Source organism: Tenacibaculum sp. 190524A05c, assembly GCF_964036595.1.
Taxonomy (GTDB): domain Bacteria; phylum Bacteroidota; class Bacteroidia; order Flavobacteriales; family Flavobacteriaceae; genus Polaribacter; species Polaribacter platacis.
Map to the genome: position 1 here is coordinate 1,567,890 of NZ_OZ038523.1, position 25,690 is coordinate 1,593,579.

The window sequence follows — 25,690 nt, forward strand, 5'->3', positions numbered from 1 at the left end:
ATAGCTTTAAACTATTTTAAAATAAAATATATAGATAAAAACAATTCATGGTTTTATTGTAGTTTTGAAGCACGAACTAACATAAAATTCTATAACAATGAATCACAGTAACAACCACTCAGGCGATATCTCTAAATGTCCTTTTCACAGCGCACAAAAAAAACCTGCTGGAGGAGGAACTACGAATAGAGATTGGTGGCCGAATGAATTAAAATTAAATATACTAAGACAAAATGCTACAAAGAACGATCCTATGGGAGAAGACTTTAATTATGCAGAAGCATTTAATAGTATAGATTACGCAGCATTAAAACAAGATGTTATTGATTTAATGACAGATTCTCAAGATTGGTGGCCTGCAGATTATGGTCATTATGGAGGATTCATGATTCGTATGGCTTGGCACAGTGCAGGAACTTATCGTGTTGGTGATGGTAGAGGTGGCGCTGGTTCAGGAACTCATCGTTTTGCTCCGTTAAATAGCTGGCCAGATAATGGTAATTTAGATAAAGCACGATTATTACTTTGGCCTGTAAAGAAGAAATACGGAAATAAAATTTCTTGGGCAGATTTAATGATTTTAGCAGGTAACTGCGCCCTTGAATCTATGGGATTCAAAACTTTTGGATTCGCTGGAGGAAGAGAAGATGTTTGGGAGCCAGAACAAGATATTTACTGGGGAAGTGAAAACCAATGGTTAGGTAATGATGATCGTTATGATACAAGTGATGGTGAATTAGAAGGTCATTTAGGTGCGGTTCATATGGGATTAATTTATGTAAACCCAGAAGGACCAAATGGAGAACCAGATCCATTAAAATCTGCACATGACATCAAGATTACCTTTGGAAGAATGGCAATGAACGATGAAGAAACCGTAGCATTAGTTGCGGGAGGTCATACATTTGGTAAAGCTCATGGAGCGGCTGATCCTGATAAATACGTTGGTGTTGAACCACATGGAGCTTCTATCGAACAAATGAGTACAGGATGGAAAAACTCATATCAAAGTGGAGTTTTAGATGATACAATTACTAGTGGATTAGAAGGTGCATGGACACCAAATCCTACACAATGGGATCATGATTATTTCGATGTATTATTAAACTACGACTGGGAATTAACTAAAAGTCCAGCCGGAGCTCATCAGTGGACTCCTACTGCAGCTTCAAATGCAAGAATGGCTCCAAAAGCAGGAAACGCTAATGAAAAACAAGCTTTAATGATGTCTACTGCAGATATGGCTTTAAAAATGGATCCTGTTTACCGTGAAATATCTGAACGTTTCCATAAAGATCATGCCGCTTTCGAAGATGCATTTGCAAGAGCTTGGTTTAAATTAACGCATCGTGATATGGGCCCAATCGATCGTTATTTAGGACCTGAAGTTCCGAGTGAAGAATTAATCTGGCAAGACCCAATTCCAAAAGTAAATTACACTTTAAGTGCTTCTGATATTGATTCGTTAAAGAAAATGATTGGCGCTTCTGGATTAACAGTTTCTGAATTAGTAAAAACAGCTTGGGCTTCTGCCTCTACATTTAGAGGATCAGACAAGCGTGGTGGTGCAAACGGAGCAAGAATTCGACTAGAGCCACAAAGAAACTGGGAAGTAAATAATCCTGCTGAATTAAATAAAGTATTAACAGTTTTAGAAGGAATTCAAAAAGAATTTAGTGGAACTGTATCCATAGCAGATTTAATTGTACTTGCTGGTAATGTTGGTGTTGAAGAAGCGGCAAGAAAAGCTGGTCATGATATTACTGTTCCATTTTCTCAAGGAAGAGGTGATGCATCTCAAGAACAAACAGATTTAGAATCATTCAGCCATTTAGAACCTTTAGCAGATGGGTTTAGAAATTATATGAGTCCAAAATTAGCTAATGTGGCTGCTGAAGATTTACTTGTGGATCGTGCAAACTTACTTACACTTTCTATTCCTGAAATGACAGTTTTAGTTGGAGGATTAAGAGTTTTAGGGGCCAACTATGATGGATCTAATCATGGTGTATTTACAGATAACGTTGGAAGTTTAACAAATGATTTCTTCAGTAATATTTTAGATTTCTCAATTACTTGGAGTGCTACTTCTTCAGAAGAAACTGCTTTTGACGGTAGAGATAGAAAAACATTTGCTACGAAATTTACGGGTACTAGAGCAGATTTAATTTTTGGTTCAAATACGGAATTAAGAGCTATTTGTGAAGTTTACGGTGCCAATGACGGGCAACAACGCTTCGTAAATGATTTTGTAAAAGCTTGGAGCAAAGTAATGGACTTAGATCGATTTGATTTGTAGATCTTAAAGTCAAATATCATTATAAAGATAAAATGTCGGAGAAATCTCCGACATTTTTCAATTCAAACTAAAAAAATCATGTGGAAAAACATGTTCTACATCAGTGAAGACACTTTCACTTTTATCGTAAATTTTCCCACTTACTTTTATTGGATCAAGTCCTGACTTATCCAAAATTTCCTGAATTTCCTTTATCTTACTTCTAAGATAACCATTCAGTAATGAGTCTTGACAATAGGACGATTGCCAAAACACATTTTTAAAATTTCTTTGTATTTCAATGGAATCATAAATTTCATTCACTCCTTTTATCTGAGAAAACTCTTTATCCCCAATTGCATCAAGAATGATTCTATTGTCATTAGAGATTACAATTCGTACTTCTGAAATACTTTTATTAACGATTAGATCTTTTAAAGAATCTATTACCTTATCATTAAGTTGAATAGCATTTCCCAGTGAAGTATAAAAATAATTCTCTGAATTAGATGAATGATTTATGATACACTCCATTGCGTCTGTTGGACACACGAAATACAAAGGTTTTTGCATTATACTGCAGGAATAGTGTAAGGAAAAGACGAATGGTGTACATCTATTTTTAATGCTCCATCAACCGACTTATAACCAAAGGTATACTCAACTTTTGCTTCATTTCCATCCAAATCAGTAAAAAAATAATTACCCATTGCAATCGCTCGGTCTCCTTCTAATATAATATCAGAATTTTCAAACCTTACTTTAGTCCATGGCTGAATTGCAAACCCTTTATCTTCATTACATGCTCTTTTATCACCTGCAATGAAATAGGATTCTGCATGCTTTTTGGCTGGTCTAAACTGCTCGATAGCACACTTTGTAGGTTTGAATAATACTGTACCTTTATCAAAGTAATAAAGTTTATCTAAAAATGCGCTAGTAAAGTCTTCACATTCTGATCTCTCTTCTTTCAAAGATCCTATTTTCACAACTCCATTTCCCCATTCCTTTTGGGCCTCTAATACTTGTTCTTTTGTTATCATTTTTAAAGTTATTGGTTTTAAATTTTAATAAATATTAATTGATACAATTTAATTAATGCCACACAGTTGCAAAATAATAAATTTCTTTATAGCAACAAAGTTGCGTTTTAAATGATTTTTATATATTTGAACAGGAAACAAACCGAAAATGAAGAAAAACCTTGTAGCAATATTACTTTTACTCTCCTTTCTTTTTATTTCATGTAATAGAATTAAACCAGAAGAAAGAGTTTTAAATACTAGTGAGAATGATGCCGTATTAGTTGTGAGTATTCCAAAAGCACAATGCGCCAATTGTCAAAAAGTTGTTGAAGGAGGTCTTCAGGATTTTAATGGAGTTAAACAATCCATACTTAATCTTCATACCAAAGAAATATCGGTAGTTTATAATCCGACTTTAATTTCTTCGGATAATCTAGAAAAAAAAGTAAATGAACTTGCCGCTAATATTCCATGTAAATAAGACTATCATGAGACAGAAGTTATCCATAGCATTCTTATTTTTAGTTGTACTTTCTTTAACCTCATTTACACATCCACTAAAAGCAACTTCGTCACTTATCGCCTTTAATGCAGACAGTAAAACTATTAAAGTTGAATGTAAGGTATTTGTTGATGATTTCCTTTCGAGTTTAGGAAGAGACATGAATGTAAACAGATTAACGAAAAAGGACAAATCTGTTATTGAAAAATATTTTGATAATAATTATATCATCAAAGTTAATGGAAAGAAGAATCCATTGAAGTTCGATTCATCTGAATACAGTGAGTCTTTTAATTTATTAACGATAACATTTCAAGAGAGTAATTTGAATTTAAAAAAGGGAGACAAACTGCTTGTTACAAACACATTATTATTTGATGAGTTTGGTTTTTTGCAGTCGAATCGCATGGAATTGAGGTTCCCTCCTTTTTTCAAAGAGGCATATTTCGAAAGCACAAAAGTTAAAGACTCTTTTATTCACACCTTTTAATATTTATTAATGAACAATTTTAGTACTTTTTTTAATAGCGGATGGCATCATATTGTAGACATAAATGCTTATGATCATTTATTATTTGTCATGACATTATGTGCCGCTTTCAAATTAAAAGAATGGAAACAAATATTAATTATTATAACAGCATTCACTATCGGACATAGTGTAACTTTAATCGTGAGTTCCCTAGGCTTTATTCCGGATAATCCAAAAGTTATTGATTTATTAATACCTTTTACCATTATGATTACTGCCATTAGTAACATAAAAAACTATGGTAAAGAAGGTGTATTTTCAAATAGAAACGTAAAATATATTATTGCTTTAGTATTTGGATTAATTCATGGATTAGCCTTTGCGTCTAACTTTAAAGTAATGATGTTTAGCGATAATATTATAAAACCTTTATTCGCCTTTAATTTAGGTATTGAAGTAGGACAATTATTCATTGTAGCATTATTCATGCTGGCTTTATATATATATTCTAAATTCTTGAAAGGAGAACATTTAAAATGGAATGTCTTTGTTTCTGGTGCGGGATTTGGAATTGCAGCAACTATTTTTATAGGAGCGCTTCAACAATAAGAACCTATCTATTATATTAAAATAAAAATCAACCAATCAATCTAAAAATGTCTCTACACCTTCGGGTTACGAGGCATTTTTTCTTTCTAACTTATAGTTTTGTTAAATAAAAAGCAACTTAGTAGCAATAATGTAAATTATAGCTAAATTTGTCAATTTTAAGTTTTATTATAGTTATATAAAAGACCGACTAAAATCAATAAACATCAATTATTTACAATGAAAAAATTACCTGTTACCGTATTAAGTGGTTTCCTTGGCGCAGGAAAAACAACTTTACTAAATCATATTTTACACAATAAACAAGGTTTAAAAGTAGCCGTAATTGTGAATGACATGAGTGAAGTAAACATTGATGCTCAATTTATAGAAAGCGAAAATACACTTTCAAGAACTGAAGAAAAATTAGTTGAAATGTCTAATGGCTGTATCTGTTGTACACTACGCGAAGATTTAATGGTAGAAGTAGAACGATTAGCTGCTCAAAATAAATTTGACTATTTAATTATAGAAAGTACTGGAATTAGTGAACCAATTCCTGTGGCACAAACTTTTAGTTTTGAAAGTGAAGATGGTAATATTGATTTAAGTCGTTTTAGTTATGTAGATACTATGGTAACTGTAGTTGACGCATTTAACTTCTTAAAAGACTTTTCAAGTTCTGATTATTTAGTTACAAGAGAGTTGACCAATATTGAAGGTGATGATAGAACTATTGTAAATCTACTTACCGATCAAATAGAATTTGCTAATGTAATCCTACTTAATAAAACAGATTTAGTTTCTAAGGAAAACCTTGAGGAATTGAAAGCAATAATTCAAAAATTAAATCCAGAAGCTAAGATAATTATGACGGATCATTCGAATGTAGATTTGAATGAAGTTATAAACACCAATCTTTTTGATTATGAGAAAGCGGAAGCTTCTGCGGGTTGGATTAAAGAGTTAGAAAACGAACATACACCAGAAACAGAAGAATATGGTATCGGCTCTTTTGTTTTTAGAAGTACTAAACCATTTCACCCAGAACGTTTTTTACAGTATCTTAACCAAAAATTTCCTCAAAACATCATTAGAAGCAAGGGATTATTCTGGTTAGCATCTCGAAAAAATCAAGCTTTAATATGGAGTTCTGCAGGTGGATCATGTAAGGCAGATAATGCTGGAGTTTGGTGGGCAAGTATGCCTTTTGCTGAACGAATTAATTATGCTGCATTCATGGAAAACCGGGAACAAATCGAAGGAAATTGGGATACAGAATTTGGTGACCGAAAAATAGAACTTGTTTTTATTGGTCAAGGAATCCAAAAAGAAGAAATGATTGATGATTTAAATGATTGCTTACTCACAGATGAGGAAGTAGAATTATGGAAAACTCAATTATTCCCGCAAGAAGATCAATGGCCAATTCAATATGCCTAATTAAAGTAAAATTATAAATGATTCGAACCGAAAATCTAACTTTTCAATATCAAAGTACATCTAAAGAATTTAAATTCCCAGATATAAACATTGATCAAAATAATGATTTATTGATTTTAGGAAAATCTGGAATTGGTAAAACAACATTTTTACATTTATTGGCAGGATTACTTAAACCTCAAAATGGAAAAGTAATTATTGACAATACCGAAACTCAATTGTTATCAAATGCCAAATTAGATAAATTTAGAGGACAAAACATTGGGTTAGTTTTTCAAAAGAAACATGCGATACAGTCACTAACTGTATATAAAAACTTACAAGCTAGATTATTCTTCAGCGGCTCTAAATCTTCTGATTCAGATATCGATTCATTATTAGATCAGCTTGATATCTTGGCTCAAAAACATCAAAAAGTAAATGAACTAAGTGAAGGACAGTTGCAAAGATTAAGTATTGCTATGGCTGTAATTCATAAACCAAAAATTTTATTAGCTGATGAACCAACTTCAAGTTTAGATGATGAAACTTGTAAAATTGTAATTGACCTTTTAAAAACTCAGGCTAAACGAACAGAAGCAAACCTGATTGTTATTACTCATGACCAAAGAATAAAGTCATTCTTCCAAAACCAAATTACGTTATGATGAATGTATGGAAGATTAGTTTAGAGAATATAAAATCTAAACCACTATATACCTTTTTAAGTGTTTTTACACTAGCACTCAGTATTGCCTTACTTTTAGGAATACAACAATTGAAGTCATCTTTTAAGTATCAAACCGAGAATAATTTAGGGGGAATAGATTTAGTTTTAGGTGCAAAAGGTAGTCCGTTGCAATTAGTACTCGCTTCCATTTTACATATGGATGACCCAACAGGAAACATTAAGTACTCTGAAGCCAAAAAGGTCGCCAAAAATAGGATGATTAAAACTGCAGTACCTATTTCTTATGGTGATAACTTTAAAGGTTACAGAATTGTTGGGACTACGAATGAATTCCTTTCTTTATACGATGCTAAAATTAGTAACGGTAAAGGAGTTCAAAAGAGTTTAGACGCTATAATTGGAGCAACTGTTGCTGAAAAACTCGGTCTATCTGTTGGCGACACTTTTTTAAGTTCTCATGGTTTAGTTGAAAATGATATTGATGTGCATGACGATAAGTTCACTGTTGTTGGTATTTTAGAACCAACCTATAAAGTCATTGACAGATTAATTGTTACAAAACTTGAAAGTATTTGGGATGTACATGCCCATCATGACCATGAAGAAGAATCTCATTCTGAACATAAGAATGATGAGAAACATGACGACCACGCTGAGGAACAACATGCCGATGAACATCACGATCATGACGAACATAAGGATCATGACCATGATAAAAACGAAAGTCATGGAAATCACGAAGAACATGCTGATGAACATCATGATCATGAAGAACACAATGAAAATCGAGAAATAACCTCACTGTTAATTTCATTTAAAACTCCTCGAGCACTTTTAACTTTACCTAGAAGAATTAACGATCAAACTAATATGCAAGCCGCACTACCAAAGTTTGAGCTTGATAAATTATACTCGTATACTGGAATTGGTTTCAAAACCATAACATGGATAGCCTACTTAATCTTGTTGATTTCAGGAATGATCATTTTTATTAGTCTATATAAAATGGTAAAAGAACGCTCTTTTGATTTAGCACTTTTAAGAACTTTTGGAGCAAGTAACTTTCAATTGATAAAATTAGTTACTTATGAAGGACTTATGATAGTTTTATCTGCTTTTGTTTTAGGGTTTGGATTAATAAAAATATTACTTCATTTTCTATTTCAATACATGCAGACAGATTATTTAAAAGGTGTTTTACAACCACTAAGCTTTAATGAAATAGTTCCTACAGCAGTATTGGTATTAATAATTATCTTTGTATCGATTGCGGTAGCCATTTACCCAATTTTAAAAATGAAAGTTTCAACAATTTTGAGTAATGAGAAATAGTATTCTACTTATATGCTTTTTGGTTTCATCTGTAATGTCTTTTGGACAAAAAGATGTTACTTGGGATGATTTATCAGATGTAAAATTCACCAATAAGTATTTTCCAAAATATGAAGAGTATTATTTGCATCCTGAGTTTGCTGAATCTATAAAAGCGTTAAACGGAGAGAGAATTACTATAAAAGGATACTTTTTAAGTTTAGACCCTAAAGGACAAATTTACATTCTTTCTAAAGGGCCTATGGCTTCTTGTTATTTTTGTGGAGTTGGCGGTCCAGAAACTGCCATAGAACTTTTGTTTCCTAAAAAACAAAATTATAAGACAGATACTATAGTAAGTGTTACAGGAACTTTATCATTGAATGATTCAGATGTCGATCATTTTAATTATATCCTATCCAACTGCACTGTTACCGTAATAAAATAAATAGTATTATTTTAATTCATAGAAGATAATTATGTTTTCAGAATTTATTATTCCCCAATTAATTCTTCTACTTCAGGTTCTTCTGCTTTCTTAATTCTTTTTCTTTTATTATCCTTATTTACTACGTATTTGTAATTATTATCCTCAACTACAGCAACTCCATCATAAAATCTTCTAACATCTCTGTATATCAATGGTATTACCACTTCGCCTTTTTTATTGATAAATCCCCATTTATCTCCAACATAATGTGCTTTAGAAGATTGAAAATTTCGCTTACCGTAAGCAGCTAAACCATTAAAAAAAGGAGTAATACAACCCACAAACTTAAAATCTATAATGGTTTCATTTTTAGAGTTTATATATCCCCATTTTCCATTCTTTACTACAGGTGCTACTTCTTCTGAAAAAGAATCTGCTTCATCATATTGTAACTCTATTACTATTTCTCCTTTCTTATTTATAAAACCGTATTTACCATTCTTAGCAACATATGCTAACCCTTCATTAAAATACCCTATTTCGTCATAAATAGTAGGACATATTACATCTAAATTCTTATTAAGAAGCCCTATCTTACCTTCTTTTTTTACATAATATATCTTGGCCTTTGTTTTTATATTATGCTCATAAAAAAAACTATGCTTATAACTCATATCATCATATACTGCATCGACAACAAAATTTCCTTTTTTATTAATTAAACCATACTTGTTTTTCACTCGAACTACGGCATATCCATCTTTAAAATCATTTGCATAAGAATATGAAGCTTTAATAATTTCTTTCCCCTTTTTATTTAAAAATCCGTATTTACTATTTACCTTAAAAGAACATATATCAGAATTAAAATTACCATCAATATAGTCATAAACAAACTCTGTTATTCTTTTACCTCTTTTATTAAGTAAAGCATATTTATCATTCTTTTCTACAATAAACAAACTACCCTTATCTATCAAGATTATATTATTGTATAATGGCTTTATTAAAACCTTACCTTTAATATTTACCAAGCCATACTTATCATTTTTTTTAAACATGTATACTTCTGAAGAAAATGTATAACTTAAATCCTCATATTTAGCAGGTAAAACATGTTTACCTTTCATATCTAAAACTCCATGTTTATTATTTAATTTAAAAATAGAATATTCACCTTTAAATCTCTGAGGAAATCCACCTAACTCTTCATATACAGGTTGAATAATAGTATCTAAATTAGCATTAAAATACCCCTTCTTACCATTTAATTCAAAAACATTAATACTATAATTAAGTTGAGAAACAACATAAACTGGGCTTAAAAGTATCCCTATTAAAAGGATATTAAATCTCTTTTTTAACATTATTAAAATATTTTTTTCTAGGTAACTATTTACTTACTAGCAAATAGTTTCACATCATTATCTGAAACTGTTTTTTCACCAAGAATTATTAATCGTTCTACCACATTCCGTAATTCTCTAATGTTTCCAGTCCAGTCATATTCTTGTAATAATTTTATTGCTTTATCCGAAAAATCTTTCTTTGGAGTTCCTTGTTCCTGAGCAATTTTATTCGCGAAGAAATCCACTAATAACGGAATATCATCTCTCCTATCATTTAATGCAGGAACTTTAATAAGTATTACTGCCAATCTATGATATAAATCTTCTCTAAATCTTCCTTCAGCGATTTCCTTTTTTAAATCTTTATTTGTTGCTGCAACTACGCGAACATTTACCTTAATATCTTTATCTGAACCTACTCTCTGAATTTTGTTCTCTTGTAATGCTCTTAATACTTTAGCTTGAGCAGACAAACTCATATCTCCTATTTCATCAAGGAATATTGTTCCTGCATTTGCAGCTTCAAACTTACCTGCTCTATCTTTATTCGCTCCGGTAAAACTACCTTTTACATGACCAAACAATTCACTTTCAATCAACTCAGCTGGAATAGCCGCACAGTTAACCTCAATCATTGGTGCTTTTGCTCTTTCAGACTTTTCATGTAACCAATGCGCTACTAATTCTTTACCTGTTCCATTCGGACCTGTAATTAGCACACGTGCATCTGTAGCAGCAACTTTTTCAATAATATCTTTAATATGAGTAATCGCATCACTTTCACCAATCATTTCATAGTTCTTACTCACCTTCTTTTTTAATCGCTTATTTTCTACGACTAACTCTTTTCTATCAAGTGCATTTCGAACTGTATTTAACAATCGATTTAAATCTGGTGGTTTTGAAATATAATCGAAAGCTCCAAGGCGCATTGTATTTACCGCCGTATCTAAATCTCCATGACCAGAAATCATTACGACTGGAATTTCCGGCTTTAATTTTCTAGCTTTTTCAAGTACCTCTACTCCATCCATCTTCGGCATTTTAATATCACACAACACTAAGTCGTAGTCATTATTTTTTATAGCCTCAATTCCAGCCAATCCATCTTCAGCTTCCTCTACTTGATAGCTATCACTTTCTTCGGAAATAATTTTTTTTAATACTCTACGAATTGCAGATTCGTCTTCTATGATTAATATTTTACTCATCTATATTAAGATTGTTTGATTCTTGATTCATTTATACTAATGATATCATATTTTATGCCATAAGTAAATTTCTAAAATATGTTTCATTAAAATTAGTCTTTATAACTTAAAGAATAAAAATAAGTTTGGGAATTATTATCGTTTGAAACAAATTGAAAGAAGATTTCTCCATCTTTAAGATAATAATCTTTAATGTCGAAATTAGCCAAATCAAACCATACTACTTTATGAGTAACCCTATTGAAGTAATAAAAAATTCCCTCGCCATAATAATTTGATACAACTAAATATTCGTTCTTGTTAATCAATGCCGGAACGTCAGGAAAAGAATAAACTTCCTTCTTGTCTACGTTTACAACAACACTATCCCAAGTTTCATAACCAGATACAAGAAAAAATAAATGATTACTATATTCACTAACCGATTCAACAAATTGGCAATCTCGATCATCCAATTTAGACATATAATTGTAGATTAATATGTCTTTATTTCTACCCTTAATAAGGATGGAATCTTTTGAATAAATGTCAAACATATCAGAGTCGAAACTACCTAAAGTCTTAATTAAGCTCTGCTTTTTAGGAAAGTAGTGATAATCTTTAAATATCTCTTCTATTTTTAAAGTTAGATTTGACCTCTTATCTAGAAAGTCTTTCTCTGAAATAACTTTTAAATATTTTAATACATTATCTGATGTAGATAAAAAGATTGGTTCCTTATCCTGAGCCAGAAGATTTTTCAAACAAAAAACGAATAAAATCAACACCAACTTTTGGACATTATCCTTTCTCATAATTTTTCTAACGTAATTTTTTGAATTATTCCTTTATGACATGAACATCTCTCTGAGGAAAAGGAATAGTAATATTGTTTTCTCGGAATAGTTCATCAATTCTAAAGCGTAAATCGCTTTTAATCATAGCAAGTTGGAAACTATTATAAATACTAAAAACCAACTCAAAATCCAATGAACTATCTCCAAAATTTTCGAATAAGACAAATGGAGCTGGATGCGTTAAGATACTTTTATGTTCTTTAGCAACTTGTAGCAATATTTTTTTCACTAATTGCGTATCGGATCCGTATGCAACACCAACACTAACATAATCTTTAGTAACACTTCCGTTTTGAGTCCAGTTATATAAACTATTCTTCAAATACATATGATTTGGAATAATCAAAACTTTGTTGTCAATAGTAACTGCTCTTGTGGTTCTCAGTTTTATTTCTTCTACTCTTCCAATCTTTTTATCAATCTCAATATAATCTCCAACATGAACACTCTGATCCATAATAATGAAAATTCCTGAAATTATATCTTGGAAAAACGTTTGTAATGCCAAACCAACACCAATCAATAATGCCGTTGACGCCGCAAAAATTGCTGTGATTTGAATTCCTGAACTTTGAAGTGTAATCAGAAAGATAATTATGTAGAGTAACCATTTTCCAAATGAAAAAACGGTATCAAACTTATTTTTATCCTCCTCTTGAAGTTTCTTTTGTATGTATCTTCTAAATAACTTTAACAAAAAAGACACTATTAATATAACCACAAAAAGTATCAGCAAAGATTTCACGCTGATACTTATGTGATCATTATATCTAAAAGAATAATTTAAAATTTTATTTAATTGCTCCATTATCAGTTATAAACTAATACGATTAAGAACTATAACGGATCCATTTCCATAAGTCCTTGTAATTAGCTTTTTTACCATACATTAAAATTCCAACTCTATAAATCTTAGCTGCAATCCATACGGCACTGATAAAAGTAACTATTAAAATTAAAAGAGACAATGCTATTTCCCACCAAGCAACTCCAAATGGAACTCTCATTAACATTACAATTGGCGAAGTAAATGGTATGTAAGAGAAAATTACAGAAATTGGTCCATGAGGATCATTAATTACGGTAAAGAACCCAACATAAACACCTAATATTAATGGTAACATTATTGGCGTCATAAACTGTTGTGTATCTGTTTCATTATCCACAGCAGCACCAATTGCAGCAAACAATGAACTGTATAACATATAACCTCCAAAGAAATAAAAGATGAATAAAATGAACATTTTTAATAATGGAAGTGCTAATACTCCCTGAATTAATCGTTCTATTTTCCCTCCACCTCCGGCGGCTTGCTTCATCGCTTCCATTTGTTCTGGAGAAACTCTTGCAGATTGCATTTCAGTCATATCAATTCCGAAAACTAGAGGTAAGACCATGCTTAAAATAAAAATGATAATTCCCCAAACAAAGAATTGCACCAATCCTGCAGATGCATTTCCAATAATTTTACCCAGCATCAACTGAAATGGTTTTACTGAAGACACAATTACTTCGATAATTCTACTCGTTTTTTCTTCTATAACGCTTCTCATTACTGAAGTTCCGTATATTAAAACGAACATGAATAATAAATATCCAGCTGCTCCACCAGCAATAATACTTGCCACGTTTTTAGCCTTAGACGATTCTTCACCAGAAAAATTAAACATCTTAATATCAGAAGAAATTCTCGCTGCTTTTATTTTTGCTAAATCAATTCCGAACTGAGTAAGTTTTAAGTTTTTTAATCTTCTTTCAATTTTCCCTTCGATCTCTCCCATTACAGATAATCCAGGTGAATCTTTAGAATAAAACTCAATTGATTTTGCTAATAACTCTAAACTGTCTTTTTTAGGAATAATTAAAGCTCCGTAATAATTTCCTTCTTCAACTTTCTTTTTGGTCTCCTCTACTCCTAGTTTAGTATAGTCTTCATAAACTACAGTTTTAGAATCTTTAAAAGTCTCCTTTGTAAAAATTCCTGACTCGTCTACAAAAACAATCTTTTTAATTTTCTCGTCATTCTTTTTCATAAGGAAGTAAACTAATGCTCCCATACCTACCATTAATAACGGACTTAAGAATGTCATAATAATGAATGACTTGTTTTTTACTTTCGCAAGAAACTCACGTTGTATAATTAGTTTTAACTTGTCCATAACTTTATTGGTTTTTATTTACTGCTTGAATAAAAATATCATTAGCACTAGGTACTAATTCTACAAAATGATTTACCTCTCCTTTCTCTGTTAAATATGATAAAAGATCATTCGATGTTTTACCATTTACTAATTTAACTTTCAGTTTTAAACCTTCATTTAACGATTTAAAATCAGCAGGATGTACTTCATAACTCTGTCTTAATTGTTCTTGAATTAAAGCAGGATCATCAGTTTTTAAACCAACCTCAAAGACATTTGTTCTATACTGTCTTTTAATATCTTCAAGTTTACCTTCTAATATTTTGTTAGATTTATGGATTAATGCAATATGATCACACATTTCCTCAACACTTTCCATTCTGTGCGTTGAAAAAATTATTGTTGCTCCCTCATCTCTTAATTGTAAAATTTCCTTGGCAATTAATTGCGCGTTAATAGGATCAAATCCAGAAAATGGTTCATCAAATATCAACAACTTAGGTGTGTGCAAAACTGTTACAACAAATTGTACTTTTTGCGCCATACCTTTAGAAAGTTCTTCAATCTTCTTATTCCACCATGCTCCAATATCAAATTTCTCAAACCAATACTTCAACTTCTTTTTAGCATCGGACTTACTCATACCTTTTAATTGAGCTAAATACAATGCTTGTTCTCCTACCTTCATTGATTTATACAAACCTCTTTCTTCTGGTAAGTAACCAATATTTGCAATATGTTTAGGTGCTAATTTTTCTCCATCTAAAATTACTTCACCACTATCTGGCATTGTAATTTGATTGATAATTCTAATTAATGATGTTTTTCCCGCTCCGTTTGGACCCAATAATCCAAAAACGCTCCCTTTAGGAATGTGCATAGAAACATCATTTAATGCGGTATAATCTCCATAACGTTTTACCACATTATTAATTTCTAATAAGTTATTCATAGGCTAAGTTGATTTTTTAGTTGTAAACAGTCTTGTTTACAAACATACATACTTTTCAAATGATTAGTATAAATAGACTGAAAGATGTTACATAAAGACTCAAAATAAAAATCAGTACGATTTTACAATTATCTAAAAAAATTGCTAATACCTTAAAAATACAAGAGTTATAATCCCATAATCTCAATTTTCTGTATTAATTAATTGTTAATATTTATTATGCATGCATAATTTTTTTTCAATTTACTATGCATGCATAATAAATTTCTGTATATTTGGAATCGCTAATATGGATAAAAGTAAAACAATAGATCATCAATTAAGAGCAACATGGCAAGCTGTCGCTAAAATGTATAATGAGCAAGCCTCAAAACATGATAGTACGATGGCAATGGCATTTGTGTTACTTAATATAGACTTCGAAGAAGGAACTCCTTCTACCGCATTAGGACCTTTAATGGGAATGGAACCAACTAGTCTTTCTAGGATATTAAAATCTATGGAAGACAAAGGATTAATCGTAAGAGTAAAAAATCCTGATGATGGAAGAAGTGTAATTATAAAGCTTACAGAATTCGGTAAAGAGAAAAGAGAAATCTCTAAAGGACACGTTTTTCAGTTTAATAACAAAATACGTGAGAGTCTTACCGAAAACGAAATAAATTCATTTTTTAAAGTAACCGAAATCATAAACAAACTTATAGCCGACAAACAGATATATGATGATATGTCGTCAAAGGCTGTATAAAAAATCAAACCTATTCAAGTAATGAGCAAAAGAAGAATTAAAAAAGTAGCAATTATTGGATCTGGAATTATGGGATCTGGAATTGCTTGTCACTTTGCGAATATCGGTGTTGACGTATTACTTTTGGATATCGTTCCAAGAGAATTAACGGACAAGGAAAAAGCAAAAGGACTAACTTTAGAAGACAAAGCTGTTCGTAATCGTTTAGTAAACGATGCTTTAACAGCTTCTTTGAAGTCTAAACCATCTCCTATCTACAACAAGAAATTCGCAGATAGAATTACAACTGGTAATATTGATGACGATTTACATAAGATTAAAGATGTAGATTGGGTAATGGAAGTTGTTGTTGAACGTTTAGATATCAAGCAAAGCGTATTTGAAAAGGTAGAAAAATATCGTACTCCAGGTACTATTATTTCTTCTAACACTTCAGGAATTCCTATTAAGTTTATGAACGAAGGTCGTAGTGAAGACTTCAGAAAGCATTTTGCAGTTACTCACTTCTTCAACCCTCCTCGTTACTTAAAATTATTTGAAGTTGTTCCAGGACCAGATTGTAAACAAGAAGTTACTGATTTCTTAATGGAATATGGAGATAAGTTCTTAGGTAAAACTTCAGTTTTAGCAAAGGATACTCCTGCATTTATTGGAAACCGTATTGGTATCTTCGGAATTCAATCTTTATTCCACCAAGTAAAAGAATTAGGTTTAACTGTAGAAGAAGTTGATAAATTAACTGGACCAGTAATCGGTCGTCCAAAATCAGCTACTTTCCGTACTGTAGATGTTGTAGGATTAGATACTTTAGTGCACGTTGCTAATGGTATTTATGAAAACTGTCCTAATGACGAAGCTCACGACTTATTTAAGTTACCAGATTTCATCAATACAATGATGGAAAACAAATGGTTAGGAAGTAAGACTAAACAAGGTTTCTATAAAAAAACTGTAAATGCAGAAGGTAAAAAAGAGATCTTAACTCTTGATTTAGATACGATGGAATATCGTTCTAAGAAAAGAGCCTCTTTCGCTACTTTAGAATTAACGAAAACGATTGACAAACCAATTGATAGATTCAAAGTATTAGTTGGTGGTAAAGATAAAGCGGGTGAATTCTACCGTAAGAACTTTGCAGCAATGTTTGCTTATGTTCAAAATAGAATTCCTGAAATTTCAGATGAACTATACAGAATTGATGATGCCATGAAAGCTGGATTTGGATGGGAAAATGGACCATTCGAAATTTGGGATGCTGTAGGTGTTGAAAAAGGTATCGAATTAATGAAAGCTGAAGGTAAAGAACCTGCTGCTTGGGTAACTGAAATGGTTGCTAAAGGAGAAACTGCTTTCTATACTGTTAAAGACGGTGCTACATATTATTATGATGTAAATGAAAAGGCTCAAGTTAAAAAACCTGGACAAGATTCATTCATTATTTTAGATAACATTAGAAAATCTAACGAAGTATTCAAAAACTCAGGAGTTGTAATTGAAGATTTAGGAGACGGAATCTTAAACTGTGAGTTCCAATCGAAAATGAATACTATCGGTGGAGATGTTTTAGCTGGATTAAACAAAGCAGTTGATTTAGCTGAAAAAGATTTTGAAGGATTAGTAGTAGGAAATCAAGGTGCTAACTTCTCTGTAGGAGCAAACATCGGTATGATTTTCATGATGGCTGTTGAACAAGAGTATGATGAGTTAAACATGGCTATCAAATACTTCCAAGATACAATGATGCGTATGCGTTATTCTTCTATTCCAGTTATTGCTGCACCTCATGGAATGGCTTTAGGTGGAGGATGTGAATTATCATTACACGCGGATAAAGTTGTAGCTGCTGCTGAAACTTACATGGGATTAGTAGAATTTGGTGTTGGAGTTATCCCTGGTGGTGGTGGATCAAAAGAAATGGCTTTAAGAGCGTCTGATACATTCCGTAAAGGTGATGTTCAATTAAACGTTTTACAAGAGTATTTCTTAACTATCGGTATGGCTAAAGTATCTACCTCTGCTTATGAAGCTTTTGATTTAGGTTTATTACAACAAGGAAAAGATGTTGTTGTTGTAAATAGAGATCGTCAAATTGCAGAAGCTAAGAAACATGCATTATTATTAGCTGATGCTGGTTATACACAACCAGTTGACCGTAAAGATGTATTAGTACTTGGTAAACAAGCTTTAGGTGCATTTATGGTAGCTACTGACTCTATGAAAGCAAGTAAGTTTATCTCTGAACACGATCAAAAGATTGCTAACAAACTAGCTTATGTAATGGCTGGTGGAGATTTATCAGAACCAACAAAAGTTTCTGAACAGTATTTATTAGACATTGAGCGTGAAGCGTTCTTAAGTCTAACTACAGAACGTAAAACATTAGAGCGTATTCAGCACATGTTAAAAACTGGTAAACCATTAAGAAACTAAACAATGAAAACAGCATATATAGTAAAAGGATATAGAACTGCCGTAGGAAAGTCAAAAAGAGGTGGTTTTAGATTTAAAAGAGCAGATGAATTAGCTGCTGAGACAATTCAATACATGATGGGAAAACTTCCTGAGTTTGACGTAAAGCGTATTGATGATGTAATTGTAGGAAATGCAATGCCAGAAGGATCTCAAGGATTAAACATGGCACGTATCATTTCATTAATTGGACTAGATTCTGTTGATGTACCAGGTGTTACTGTAAATCGTTTTTGTTCGTCAGGATTAGAAACTATTGGAATGGCTGTTGCAAAAATTCAATCTGGAATGGCAGAATGTATTATTGCAGGTGGTGCGGAAAGTATGACTTCTGTTCCTATGACAGGTTTCAAACCAGAATTAAACTATAATATTGTTAATGCTGGTCATGAAGATTATTACTGGGGAATGGGAAATACTGCTGAAGCTGTTGCTCAAGAGTATAACATTTCTCGTGCAGATCAAGATGAATTTGCTTTAAATTCTCACTTAAAAGCATTAAAAGCACAATCTGAAGATCGTTTCCAAGATCAAATCGTTCCTATCGAAGTTGAAGAAACTTATGTTGATGGAAACGGTAAAAAAGCAACTCGTAAGTTTACCGTAACTAAAGATGAAGGACCTCGTAAAGGTTCTACAATAGAAGGATTACAAAGATTACGTCCTGTATTTGCTGCAAACGGATCTGTTACTGCAGGTAACTCTTCACAAACTAGTGATGGTGCTGCATTTGTAATGGTAATGAGCGAAGACATGGTTAAAGAATTAAACTTAGAACCAATTGCTAGAATGGTAAGTTATGCTGCTGCTGGTGTACCACCAAGAATTATGGGAATAGGACCAGTTGCTGCAATTCCAAAAGCATTAAAGCAAGCAGGATTACAACAAAATGATATTGACTTAATCGAATTGAACGAAGCATTTGCTTCTCAATCGTTAGCAGTAATAAGAGAGTTAGGATTAAATCCTGATATCATCAACGTAAATGGAGGAGCTATTGCTTTAGGTCACCCGTTAGGTTGTACAGGAGCGAAGTTATCAGTACAGTTATTTGATGAAATGCGCAAGCGTGAAATGAAGAACAAGTACGGTATGGTAACTATGTGTGTAGGTACTGGTCAAGGAGCTGCTGGTATTTTTGAATTTTTAAACTAACATTTCAAACGAAACAAAAAAATTATTAAAGATGGCTGAAACATTAAATAAAGATATCATAAGAGGAGGACAGTTTTTAGTAAAAGAAACTAAATGTGAAGATGTATTTACTCCTGAAGATTTTTCTGAAGAGCAAACAATGATGAGAGACGCAGTTATGGAGTTCAATGATCGTGAGATCATTCCTCACAAAACTCGTTTCGAAGCTAAAGATTATGCATTAACAGAAGAAACTATGCGTAAAGCTGGTGAATTAGGATTCTTAGGAGTTGCTGTTCCTGAAGCTTACGGAGGATTAGGAATGGGGTTTGTTTCTACAATGTTAACTTGTGATTATATCTCTAGTGGAACAGGTTCATTTAGTACTGCTTTTGGTGCGCATACAGGAATTGGTACTATGCCAATTACATTATACGGTACTGAAGAACAAAAGCAAAAATATGTACCAGCTTTAGCAATGGGTGAAAGATTTGGAGCTTATTGTTTAACTGAGCCAGGTGCAGGATCTGATGCTAACTCTGGTAAAACTACTGCTGAGTTAACTGAAGATGGTAAACACTATAAAATTAACGGACAAAAAATGTGGATCTCAAATGCAGGATTTGCTGAGATTTTCATCGTTTTTGCTCGTATCGAAGATGATAAAAACATTACTGGATTTATTTTAGAATATGACAAGGACAATCCAAACGGAGTAACTTTAGGTGAAGAAGAGCACAAATTAGGTATTAGAGCTTCTTCTACTCGTCAAGTATTCTTCAATGATACTTTAATTCCAGTTGAAAACATGTTATCTGAGCGTGGTGGTGGATTTAAAATTGCGATGAACGCATTAAACGTTGGTCGTATTAAATTAGCTGCTGCTTGTTTAGATTCTCAAAGAAGAGTTATTACTGATGCAGTAAAATATGCAAACGAGCGTAAGCAGTTTAAAACTCCTATCGCTGAATTCGGAGCTATTAAAATGAAGTTAGCTGAAATGGCTGCTAACGCATACGCTGGAGAATCTGCTTCTTATAGAGCTGCAAAGAATATTGAAGACAGAATCGCTATTCGTGAATCTGAAGGGAATTCTCACCAAGAAGCTGAGTTAAAAGGTGTTGAGGAATTCGCTATCGAATGTTCTATCTTAAAAGTAGCTGTTTCCGAAGATATTCAAAACTGTGCTGACGAAGGTATCCAAATTTATGGAGGTATGGGATTCTCTGAAGAAACTCCAATGGAAGCTGCATGGAGAGATGCTCGTATTGCTCGTATCTATGAAGGAACAAACGAAATTAACCGTATGTTATCTGTAGGTATGTTAGTTAAAAAAGCAATGAAAGGTCATGTTGATTTATTAGGACCTGCAACTGCTGTAGGAAATGAATTAATGGGTATTCCTTCTTTTGACGCTCCAGATTTTTCTGAGTTATTCTCTGAAGAAAAAGATATTATCGCTCGTTTAAAGAAAGTATTCTTAATGGTAGCTGGTTCTGCAGTTCAAAAGTTTGGTCCTGCTTTAGAGCAACACCAACAATTATTAACTGCTGCTTCTAACATTTTAATTGAGATTTATATGGCTGAATCTACAATTTTAAGAACAGAAAAGAACGTAAAGCGTTTTGGTGAAGATGCTCAAAAAGAGCAAATAGCTATGGCTAAATTATACTTATACAATGCTGTTGAAATCATTACTCGTAGTGGTAGAGAAGGAATTATTTCTTTTGCTGAAGGAGATGAGCAACGTATGATGTTAATGGGATTAAAGCGTTTTACTAAGTATACTAACTACCCTAACGTAGTGGAGTTACGTAATATTATCGCAGAAAAGTTAAAAGCAGAAAATAAATACTGCTTCTAAAAAAATATAAAACTGCTTTCGAACTCATTAGAAAGCAGTTTGAAAAAAAATTTCTTCAACTTTTATAGGTTTTAGAATTTAGTTGTTTGTTTAGAGATCACTGATTCACTTCAGTGATCTTTTTTTGTAAAAAAGAATTACTTTAGTACTACCAAATAAAGAATATGAAAAAACTGACTTCCCTACTCGTCCTAATCTCTTTAATCGTTCTTAGTTCTTGTGATGATTGTATGAAAACAATAACGATTCCACAATTTTATTTTTTTAACGGACAATCTTACAGTAGAGATATAGCACAGGAAGTTCCATGTGATTTTCCGGACCCAACCGAGCCTGAATTAATTGAACCTCCACTGCTAGGAAATTTTTCATACGAAGTCATCAACTTTACTTTCACTCCAGATACAGGATACAATTCTTTTAAATTAGAGTTTGAGGTTAAACTTAACAACGGAAATAATTTTGATGTTACCGGAATTCCAATCTTTACATTGAAAAACGACGATGTTACAGTTTCTGGTTCATATGACAATAATTTAATTAATTCATGTAATCAAATTTCTGCTAATTCAGAATGTACTGTAACATATTCGGCAGAAGAATCGTTTGATATAGCAATGGTTAATTCAATTGAATTAATTAATGTCGAATATCTATTAACTAATTAAATTATTAATGAAAGTAAAATTAAATCCATCAATTGAACATCACACACTAGTTGCTATTGTTTTAATGATTTGGGCATTCTTATTTGGGATTTTAGCACGTCCATTTGAGCATGGTTACATGGATTTAAAAATTTGGCTAAAAGTAAGTGCAATCTTTAGTATTGCTTTTTTCGCTAGTTATTTTTGTATTGCTATTCTTCAGAATAAAATCTACAACTACATAAGGAAATGGAGCATTGTTTATGAAGCTTGTACGTATATAATTTTGTTCTTCATTTATACACTACTTACCTTCTACCTTTATAGAAGTTCTTTAATAAATGGGATTTATAATTTCAATGAATTCTTTTTCGAAATAAGTATCAACATTATTTTTATTGTTACTCCGATTGTAATCGTTGCTCGCAAATACACGTTGAAACTAATGGTTAAAACAGAAGAAAAGAACATTACCATAAAAGGTGATAATAAATTAGATGTTCTTAAAATTAAACCTTCAAATCTAATTTGTATTTCCAACGCTCAAAATTACGTAGAGATTTATTATCTGGAAGGTGACCAATTAAAAACTAAACTTCTTCGAAGTTCTTTAAAGAAACTTCTGACTGATTTCGACTTTCTAATACAGGTACATCGTTCTCATTTAATTAATCCAGATCACTTTCAATCTTGGAAAGATTCAAATACAATAGAGCTTTCTAAAATAGAATTACCAGTTTCAAAAAGTTATAAAAACAACGTTTTACACCTCTAAATTTTATACCAAAAAACAACTATTTCATACCTAAGCTATTTTTTTTAACCTAAAAAAGGGTTCTTTATACCGCTTTCCAATTCTATATAATCTAACATTTTTTTTGCCACTATTTTTCGATCATTAAACTTTAAAAAAGGAACAAATGAAAAGATTAATTGGTATAGTTCTAATCAACTTTTGTCTATTTATAGGTATTACCAGACCCTTAAAGTATCTACTGGCTGATGGACCTATTGATTCACTTGCTATGAAACCCGAAGAAGTACTCAATAGTTTAACTTATAAAATTGCTTTTTACATACACATTATTACTGGGGGAATTGCTTTGTTAATTGGTTGGATTCAATTTGTGAAAAGAATTAGAACAAAATATCCAAAATTGCATCGAACTATCGGAAAAATTTATGTCGGTTCTATTCTAATAAGTAGTCCTTTTGCATTTTACATTAGCTTTTTCGTAAGAGGTGGATTACCTACAGAAATTGGATTCACTTTTGGATCATTAATCTGGGTTACTGCAACCTATTTAGGTTATCGCGCCATTCGAAAAGGCAATTTAGCTGGACATATTGAATATATAACCTATAGCTATGCTGGAACTTTTGCTGCGGTAACTTTACGTTTATGGTTACCTCTACTTATTTCATATTTTGGTAACTTTAACACCGCCTATGGAATATCTGTTTGGTTAAGCTGGATTCCAAATGTCTTAATCGCTTACCTAATAATCCACAAAAAAGAAAGTATGTTATATTATTATAAAAAATATAGAATTGAAGCTGTTCTTAAGGGAACTGCGGGAATCGTTCTTGTATTTTTTATGCTCTCATATACTAGCGTTCAAACTTGGTTTTACAAAAAACCATCGTTCGAAGGAAAAGCTTTAGAAAGACAAAACAATCTTTCAAACTCCTATTTTTCTAAAGAAAAATTTATTGAAATTGAGGAATACCTAAAAGAAGAATCTGAAACTACAAGTATGATAGTTTTGGAAAATGGAAAGGTTGTTTATGAGTATGGTGATATTTCAGAAGTTTACAACATAAAAGATTCTAAAACGGGGATTATAAGTTTACTTCTAGGTAAATATTTAAAAGAACAAGATTTAAATACAACTATTGAAAGTAATAATATAAATGAGTATTATGGATTACTTCCAATTGAAAAAAATGCTAAAGTAAAACATCTACTCACCTCTACATCAGGAGTGTTTTATTTAAAAAATGAGCGAGCATATTATACGAATCGTACAATAAGAGAAAGAGGAAAAGTTGAACCTGGTGAATATTTCATGTTTAACAATTGGGATTATAACGTTGCTAGTTACTTATTAGAAAAAAAATCTGGAAATAGCTTTGCAAAGGCACTCGAAGATCAATTGGCAATTCCACTGGGTTTTGAGGATTGGAATATTGCAAATCAAAAGGTAATTTTCAATAAGAAAAAGTCGAAGTTTGGAACTCAAGAAATTCATATTTCAACAAGAGATATGGCTAAAATCGGACAATTATTACTCCAAAAAGGATCTTGGAATGGCAAACAAATCATATCGAAAGATTGGATTGAAAAAACGACCTCTACCTCTATTCCAATGGATACTTTAAATTCTAGGCTTGGCAGAGATACATCTAGTCCTCTGCAACAATCGTATGGTTATTTATGGTGGCTCTTTGAACGCTTTTATGATAATCCAGATTTTGAAGGAGCTTTTACGTCATGGGATGAATCTGGCCAATTTATTACTGTTATCCCTAAAAGAAATGTTGTTGTAGCTCATAAAACCAAATTAGACTATTTAACTCATACTCAATTATCAGAACGCACAAAACTTCCTTCTTGGAAATACTGGTGGATTCTTAGAAAATTAATGCTCAACAGAAAATCTATTGCAGAATTTGCGAAAGAAGAAACCTTAGAGGAAGTCATTGAGTTTATAAAAACTGAATACAATAAAGAATCTGAATACGCCATTTCTGAAAGACTGATTAACGAATACGCATTATCTCTAGCGGAAGAAAACAAACATGAAGATGCCGTAAAGTTTTATGAATTGAATCTTCAACTTTATCCCGGACGTGGCTATTATACACATAGAATTTATAATTATCTAGGACAAAGTTTATTTGCATTAGACAGAAAAAAAGAAGCGTTAAAAGCGTTTGAAACTTCATTGGAATGGAATTCAGATAACCCAACAGCGACTAAAATGATCAAAGAATTAAAATCATATTCCAATTAACATAGGAATATCAATTTATCAATATTAGATTTGTTCACACTCAATGGTAATACTACAGGCACTGTCTGTAGTATTATTCTTTTTTAACGTTATCCCAAATTATAAGAAGTAGATTCTTTAAATGAATCTAAAACAAAAGAACTATGAATTGTAGAAATTCCCTCAACAACTGAAAGTTTCTCATTAATGAAAACTTGAAAACTATTCATATCGTTAACGGCAACTTTAATTAAAAAATCAAAATTACCAGAAACATGGTGGCATTCCATTACGGAAGACAGATTAAACATTTTTTGCTTAAATTCATCTATCAAACTCTTCTGATGTTTAAATAGGGTGATTTGACAATACGCGATAATTTGTTTTCCGATAATTTCACGATCAACCAGAGCAACATATTTCTTAATTACACCACTCTTCTCCAATCTCTTTATTCTTTCATACGTTGGAGTAACTGACAATCCAATTTTTGTAGCAATCTCCTTCGTGTTTTGCTTTGCATTATTCTGTAATTCACTTACTATTTTTCTATCAATTGCATCCATAATTAGAAGATATTTCTAAAAAACCAGCAACAACTTATACAAAAAAGAACAATCACTG

General features: G+C 31.9%; 24 protein-coding genes. 15 read left to right on the plus strand and 9 right to left on the minus strand.

What is annotated here, in order from left to right; translation table 11 throughout:
- Positions 1 to 97: 97 nt before the first annotated feature.
- A complete protein-coding gene (katG, locus tag ABNT61_RS06655; RefSeq protein ID WP_348745317.1) occupies positions 98 to 2,299 on the plus strand; it encodes a catalase/peroxidase HPI in 2,202 nt (733 codons plus the stop codon).
- Between the two features lie 57 nt (positions 2,300 to 2,356).
- On the opposite strand, the gene ABNT61_RS06660 is transcribed toward katG, so the two are convergent.
- Positions 2,357 to 2,812 carry a hypothetical protein gene (locus ABNT61_RS06660; protein ID WP_348745318.1) on the minus strand — a complete coding sequence of 152 codons (456 nt, stop codon included), beginning with the start codon at positions 2,810 to 2,812 and terminating at the stop codon, positions 2,357 to 2,359.
- A 38-nt stretch (positions 2,813 to 2,850) separates the two neighbouring features.
- On the minus strand, positions 2,851 to 3,321 hold the full coding sequence (locus tag ABNT61_RS06665) for a hypothetical protein (protein ID WP_348745319.1): 471 nt from the start codon (positions 3,319 to 3,321) through the stop codon (positions 2,851 to 2,853).
- Between the two features lie 148 nt (positions 3,322 to 3,469).
- Here ABNT61_RS06665 and ABNT61_RS06670 point away from each other — a divergent pair, with 148 nt between their 5' ends.
- From ABNT61_RS06670 to ABNT61_RS06700, 7 genes are all read left to right on the plus strand, one after another.
- On the plus strand, positions 3,470 to 3,784 hold the full coding sequence (locus ABNT61_RS06670) for a cation transporter (RefSeq protein ID WP_348742674.1): 315 nt from the start codon (positions 3,470 to 3,472) through the stop codon (positions 3,782 to 3,784).
- A 7-nt stretch (positions 3,785 to 3,791) separates the two neighbouring features.
- On the plus strand, positions 3,792 to 4,295 hold the full coding sequence (locus ABNT61_RS06675) for a DUF6702 family protein (protein ID WP_348745320.1): 504 nt from the start codon (positions 3,792 to 3,794) through the stop codon (positions 4,293 to 4,295).
- Positions 4,296 to 4,304: 9 nt separating this feature from the next.
- Positions 4,305 to 4,886: a HupE/UreJ family protein gene (locus tag ABNT61_RS06680; RefSeq protein WP_348713077.1), complete on the plus strand. Its 582-nt coding sequence runs from the start codon at positions 4,305 to 4,307 to the stop codon at positions 4,884 to 4,886.
- Between the two features lie 219 nt (positions 4,887 to 5,105).
- Complete coding sequence (locus ABNT61_RS06685) at positions 5,106 to 6,308, plus strand: GTP-binding protein (RefSeq protein ID WP_348742671.1); 1,203 nt, start codon at positions 5,106 to 5,108, stop codon at positions 6,306 to 6,308.
- A 17-nt stretch (positions 6,309 to 6,325) separates the two neighbouring features.
- The gene (locus tag ABNT61_RS06690; protein WP_348713073.1) at positions 6,326 to 6,955 is read left to right on the plus strand and encodes an ABC transporter ATP-binding protein; all 630 of its coding nucleotides are present in this window, start codon (positions 6,326 to 6,328) and stop codon (positions 6,953 to 6,955) included.
- The gene (locus tag ABNT61_RS06695) at positions 6,955 to 8,310 is read left to right on the plus strand and encodes an ABC transporter permease (protein ID WP_348745321.1); all 1,356 of its coding nucleotides are present in this window, start codon (positions 6,955 to 6,957) and stop codon (positions 8,308 to 8,310) included. Before ABNT61_RS06690 ends, ABNT61_RS06695 begins: the two co-directional genes overlap by 1 nt.
- Entirely contained in the window at positions 8,300 to 8,737 is a 438-nt protein-coding gene (locus ABNT61_RS06700) for a hypothetical protein (RefSeq protein WP_348745322.1), read from the plus strand. Before ABNT61_RS06695 ends, ABNT61_RS06700 begins: the two co-directional genes overlap by 11 nt.
- Before the next feature lie 47 nt (positions 8,738 to 8,784).
- On the opposite strand, the gene ABNT61_RS06705 is transcribed toward ABNT61_RS06700, so the two are convergent.
- From ABNT61_RS06705 to ABNT61_RS06730, 6 genes are all read right to left on the minus strand, one after another.
- Positions 8,785 to 10,086: a WG repeat-containing protein gene (locus ABNT61_RS06705; protein ID WP_348745323.1), complete on the minus strand. Its 1,302-nt coding sequence runs from the start codon at positions 10,084 to 10,086 to the stop codon at positions 8,785 to 8,787.
- Between the two features lie 29 nt (positions 10,087 to 10,115).
- Positions 10,116 to 11,279 (minus strand): sigma-54 dependent transcriptional regulator, encoded by a 1,164-nt coding sequence (locus tag ABNT61_RS06710; protein WP_348745324.1) that lies wholly within the window; start codon positions 11,277 to 11,279, stop codon positions 10,116 to 10,118.
- A gap of 92 nt (positions 11,280 to 11,371) precedes the next feature.
- Positions 11,372 to 12,022 carry a hypothetical protein gene (locus tag ABNT61_RS06715; RefSeq protein WP_348745325.1) on the minus strand — a complete coding sequence of 217 codons (651 nt, stop codon included), beginning with the start codon at positions 12,020 to 12,022 and terminating at the stop codon, positions 11,372 to 11,374.
- 76 nt (positions 12,023 to 12,098) lie between these two features.
- Positions 12,099 to 12,821: a mechanosensitive ion channel family protein gene (locus tag ABNT61_RS06720; protein ID WP_348745326.1), complete on the minus strand. Its 723-nt coding sequence runs from the start codon at positions 12,819 to 12,821 to the stop codon at positions 12,099 to 12,101.
- 124 nt (positions 12,822 to 12,945) lie between these two features.
- Positions 12,946 to 14,274 (minus strand): ABC transporter permease, encoded by a 1,329-nt coding sequence (locus tag ABNT61_RS06725; RefSeq protein ID WP_348713067.1) that lies wholly within the window; start codon positions 14,272 to 14,274, stop codon positions 12,946 to 12,948.
- A 4-nt stretch (positions 14,275 to 14,278) separates the two neighbouring features.
- The gene (locus ABNT61_RS06730; RefSeq protein ID WP_348745327.1) at positions 14,279 to 15,208 is read right to left on the minus strand and encodes an ABC transporter ATP-binding protein; all 930 of its coding nucleotides are present in this window, start codon (positions 15,206 to 15,208) and stop codon (positions 14,279 to 14,281) included.
- Between the two features lie 289 nt (positions 15,209 to 15,497).
- Here ABNT61_RS06730 and ABNT61_RS06735 point away from each other — a divergent pair, with 289 nt between their 5' ends.
- The 7 genes from ABNT61_RS06735 (at position 15,498) to ABNT61_RS06765 (ending at position 25,087) form a co-directional block, all read left to right on the plus strand.
- Positions 15,498 to 15,956, plus strand: a complete 459-nt coding sequence (locus ABNT61_RS06735; RefSeq protein ID WP_348713065.1) for a MarR family winged helix-turn-helix transcriptional regulator — start codon at positions 15,498 to 15,500, stop codon at positions 15,954 to 15,956.
- Between the two features lie 21 nt (positions 15,957 to 15,977).
- Positions 15,978 to 18,386, plus strand: a complete 2,409-nt coding sequence (locus ABNT61_RS06740; protein ID WP_348745328.1) for a 3-hydroxyacyl-CoA dehydrogenase/enoyl-CoA hydratase family protein — start codon at positions 15,978 to 15,980, stop codon at positions 18,384 to 18,386.
- Positions 18,387 to 18,389: 3 nt separating this feature from the next.
- A complete protein-coding gene (locus ABNT61_RS06745; RefSeq protein ID WP_348713063.1) occupies positions 18,390 to 19,580 on the plus strand; it encodes an acetyl-CoA C-acyltransferase in 1,191 nt (396 codons plus the stop codon).
- Positions 19,581 to 19,611: 31 nt separating this feature from the next.
- Entirely contained in the window at positions 19,612 to 21,423 is a 1,812-nt protein-coding gene (locus tag ABNT61_RS06750) for an acyl-CoA dehydrogenase family protein (RefSeq protein ID WP_348745329.1), read from the plus strand.
- Between the two features lie 164 nt (positions 21,424 to 21,587).
- Positions 21,588 to 22,091: a hypothetical protein gene (locus ABNT61_RS06755; RefSeq protein ID WP_348745330.1), complete on the plus strand. Its 504-nt coding sequence runs from the start codon at positions 21,588 to 21,590 to the stop codon at positions 22,089 to 22,091.
- Positions 22,092 to 22,098: 7 nt separating this feature from the next.
- Positions 22,099 to 22,845 carry a LytTR family transcriptional regulator DNA-binding domain-containing protein gene (locus ABNT61_RS06760; RefSeq protein ID WP_348745331.1) on the plus strand — a complete coding sequence of 249 codons (747 nt, stop codon included), beginning with the start codon at positions 22,099 to 22,101 and terminating at the stop codon, positions 22,843 to 22,845.
- A 145-nt stretch (positions 22,846 to 22,990) separates the two neighbouring features.
- Positions 22,991 to 25,087, plus strand: a complete 2,097-nt coding sequence (locus ABNT61_RS06765; protein WP_348745332.1) for a DUF2306 domain-containing protein — start codon at positions 22,991 to 22,993, stop codon at positions 25,085 to 25,087.
- A gap of 89 nt (positions 25,088 to 25,176) precedes the next feature.
- Here the strand turns inward: ABNT61_RS06765 and ABNT61_RS06770 are convergent, their stop codons facing one another.
- The gene (locus ABNT61_RS06770) at positions 25,177 to 25,632 is read right to left on the minus strand and encodes an Lrp/AsnC family transcriptional regulator (protein WP_348745333.1); all 456 of its coding nucleotides are present in this window, start codon (positions 25,630 to 25,632) and stop codon (positions 25,177 to 25,179) included.
- Between the last annotated feature and the right edge of the window lie 58 nt (positions 25,633 to 25,690).